The organism is Roseateles sp. P5_E8 (genome assembly GCF_054177665.1).
The window spans coordinates 1-3,593 of record NZ_JBGCUM010000113.1 but is presented as its reverse complement, the minus strand read 5'-3'; the positions used below and the strand labels follow the sequence as shown (position 1 = coordinate 3,593).

Here is a 3,593-nt window from a genome sequence, read left to right as displayed (position 1 = left end):
CAGCTGTGCCGCCCAGCCCGCGGGCAGCGGCGGCAGGCCGCCATGCCGGCCCGGCGCGACGAGCACGGCCACCTGCACGTCGTGGGCCCAGCGCGCGCCGTTGTTGTGCACCAGCACCTGCACCCGTGTCACCAGCGGCTGGCTGGCCGTGGGCACATGCTCGCTGTCGTCCTGCGACAGCGCCAGGAAGTCGATCAGCGTGGGCCGGTGGTCGCCGGGGAAGCGGTAGGCGCCCTGCGCGTCCGGCGCGTCGCAGCGCACGTCGGGGCTCAGACCTGCGGCCAGCACGACACCGCGCTGGGTCGGGTCGGGCAGGCCGTGCACGGCCGGGCCCAGGCCCAGGTCCAGCGGGTGCTCGCGCACCAGCAACTGCACCGGCGCCATCGTGGCCGGCGGCGCGGCCCCCGGCGCCCCCAGTGCACGCATGAAGGAGCCGCGGCCATGCGTGGCGACGCGGATCAGCCGGCTGGGCCGGTGGATGACCAGGTCCACCGCGGCGGCCTCGGGCAGGCCTTCGCCCCAGGGCTGCCAGGTCGCGCCGCTGTCAATGCTGTGCCACACGCCGACGTCGGTGGCGACGTAGAGATGCGTCGTGTTATCGGGGTCGCAGACGATGGCGCTGGCCTGCACGTCCAGCAACCCCGTCGGGCCGGCCGGGCCGGAGCGGTCGGTCCAGGTGGCGTTGTCGTAGTGCCAGACATGGCGGGTGTCGCCATTGCCGCCCAGCGTCACGTAGATGCTGTTGCCGGTGGCGTCGGCGGGGTCGGGCTCGATGTCGGTGATCGGCGAGACCAGGGGCAGCATGGCCACCCCTAACGTGTCGATCTGCGTGCGCACCCAGGGCCCCGGGTGCACCGCCTGCACATAGCGGTAGACGCCGCCGCCCACCGTGCCCGCGTAGATGATGCCGAAGGCCGAGAAGGCGATGGCGCTGATCGCGTTGGGCAGCGCGGCGGCGGCGTTGTCGGCCGGCAGCGGCACCCAGTCGCCCGGGTTGGTGACGGCGGGCGGCAGGTTGGGGCCGCCGAAGGTGTCGGACAGCCACAGCCGCCGCACACCGAAGGCCACGCGTGATGCATGCGCCGGCGTGCCCGACGGCGGCGCGATGGCCAGCGGCGCATAGAACAGCGCCGCATCGTTGGCATGCGCGGGCAGGCTCACGTAATGCCAGCTCGTCGGGCCGTTGCCGCCGTCGGTGCAGCGCAGGATGGTGCGCCGCGTGTAGGTCATCAGCACGCGGTAGGGGTCGTTCCAGTCGACCACCGCCGCGCCGGCATCGCCCTCGGTCGTCAGCGACCAGGCCTCGTCGCCGATGGCGCGCTGGCCGCCGTTGTCCTGCGTGGCGGCAAAGATCACCGCCGGCTCGGTGGGGTGCAGGGCAAGGTCGTTGATCAGCGCAGTCGCCAACCCGCTGTTCAACGAGCGGAATACGGGCGCCGGGGCCTGCGCGTTGTCGGTGTGGAAGACGCCGCCGTCGCAGCCCACCCACAGCTGGCCGGGCAGCCCGCGCGGGAACACCAGCGCGTGCACGTCGGCATGGATGGTGGCGCCGATGTAGACCGGCTGCGCCTTCAACGTGCCGCCCTGGCGGCGCACGCGCACGCGCCAGATGTGCGAGGACCAGATGTCGGTCGTCGCGCTGCCGGCGCCACGCGGCAAGCCCGCGGTGGTGACCTTCAGCGTGCTGCCGCCGCAGTACACCGTGTCCACGTCGGAGGGGTCGACGGTCAACGCCAGGTCGTACCAGCCCTGGGTGCCGACGAAGGCGCCGGCCTGCGCGGGCACCGGCGTCCAGGCGACATTGCGCCACGGCCCGTTGCCGGCGGCGTCGGTGCGCAGGCGCAGCAGGCTGCCGTTCTGTGTGACGGCGTAGACGGTGTCGGTGCGGTCCGGGTGCACGGCCAGCGTGACCCGCCCCGCCGCGGCCGGGAAGCCCGTGCCCACCACGCGCCAGGTGGTGCCGTGGTCGCTGGAGCGCACCACCACCGACGGGCGGCCCGCGCCGTCGCTGCGCACGGCGGCGAAGAACACGCCGCGCACGCAGACCACACTGCTGACGCTGCGGTCGGGCGAACCGGCGACGCCGGTCAGCACCTGCTGCGCCCACTCGAAACCGCCGCCCAGTTTGGGCCGGCGCAGATAGAGGCCGGCGCGCGTGGCGCCCGCCACGCGTTGCGGGTCCGACGGGTCCACCGCCAGCGCGAAGAAGCCACGGCCGGTCAGCACGGCGCCCACCACGTCCTCGCGGGTCCAGTGGCGGCCGCCGTCCTGCGACACCAGCGGGCCCACGCCGAGGAAGCTGTCGAGCGCGCCGAAGGCCTCGCCGGTGCCGACAAAGACGCGCTCGGGGTGGTCGGGGTGGATGGCCACCGCGCCGCAGGCCAGGCTGTCGGCGCGCCCCGTGACGTTCAAGGGGTCGTCGTCGCGCGGGTCCATCAACGGGCGCCAGGCCAGGCCCGCATCGTCGCTGCGCCAGACGCCGCCGTTGCTGGTGGCCGCGTACACCACGTCGGCATAGCGCGACAGCGCCAGCGACGGCACGCGGCCCGACACCGGCGGGCGCGTGAAGGCCTGGCCATTGCGCATGACCGACGGGCCTACGGCCGTCCACACGGACGGTACCGGGGTCGGGGCGGCGGGATCGGCGGCCATGGGTGAGATCAGCCGCCGTCGGCCGCGTTCTGCAGGCGCAGGCGGTACTCGCGCATCTGGTCGGCCAGCGACGGGGGCGTGCCGGGCAGTTGCTCGGACGGGTCCACCGGGTCCGGCAGGGTGATCTCGTCCTCGACGTCCTTGGCCGGGTCCTTGGGCGTCATGGCGACGGCCCGCTGGCCCAGGAACCAGGCCTGGCGCTGCTGCGCGCCGCTGGTCTCGCTTTCGCCTTCTTCGGGATCGGGCATCTCAGATCTCCTCAGCCCTGCACGGGCCAGCGCAGATGCAGCTGGCCACCGGCCGGCACCAGCAGCGTGGGGAAGTTCAGCGCCACCAGCGTGCAGGCGACGGGGCGCTTGTCGATGTCCTGCAGGCGGTCGCCGTCGACGCGCAGGCGCAGCGTGCCGCCGTTGGCCAGCATGGTCTTCAGCGCGTCGGCACCGGCGGCGTCGGCGCGCCAGCGCAGCACGTTGGCGGAGACATCGGCCGAGCCGCTGACGAGCCGGCTGCTGCCGTTGCCGGAGATCGCCCAGGCCTCCACCAGCGTGGCGCCGTGCAGCTTGACGTGGTTGGGGTCGAGGCTCACCGAGAACGTCAGCTGCAGGCCGCGCTCCTGGAAGACCGCAAAGATGCTGGGGATGGTGACCGCCGACTCGGCGGGCATGAACTGGGTCAGACGGCCGAGCTTGGGGTCCAGGCCCGGGCCGGCCGGGCCGCGCTGGCCGGCGGCGCCTGGTGCGCCCGGCACTCCTGGCGCGCCGGCCGTGCCAGGCGCACCGGCCGTACCGGATGGTCCAGCGGGCCCTGGCGGCCCCGCGGGGCCGGTTTCGCCCGCTGGCCCCCTGGCACCCGTTCTGCCGGCCGGGCCAGTCTCACCCGCCGGGCCGGCCGGTCCGACGTCGCCCGCCGCGCCGGGTCGACCGGCCTCGCCTGCCGGGCCG

At 74.3% G+C, this 3,593-nt stretch carries 2 protein-coding genes and 1 pseudogene; all 3 read right to left on the bottom strand.

The window, feature by feature from the left end; genetic code table 11:
* A pseudogene (locus ACXRVZ_RS27355) lies at positions 1–2,652 on the bottom strand (hypothetical protein); the annotation flags it as partial.
* Between the two features lie 8 nt (positions 2,653–2,660).
* A complete protein-coding gene (locus tag ACXRVZ_RS27350) occupies positions 2,661–2,900 on the bottom strand; it encodes a hypothetical protein (protein WP_457427350.1) in 240 nt (79 codons plus the stop codon).
* Between the two features lie 11 nt (positions 2,901–2,911).
* Positions 2,912–3,400 carry a hypothetical protein gene (locus ACXRVZ_RS27345; protein WP_458233101.1) on the bottom strand — a complete coding sequence of 163 codons (489 nt, stop codon included), beginning with the start codon at positions 3,398–3,400 and terminating at the stop codon, positions 2,912–2,914.
* Positions 3,401–3,593 lie beyond the last annotated feature (193 nt).

Bases quoted from the DNA above. Each gene is read 5' to 3' on its own strand.
- ACXRVZ_RS27350 (WP_457427350.1), bottom strand. From the start codon at position 2,900: ATGCCCGATCCCGAAGAAGGCGAAAGCGAGACCAGCGGCGCGCAGCAG.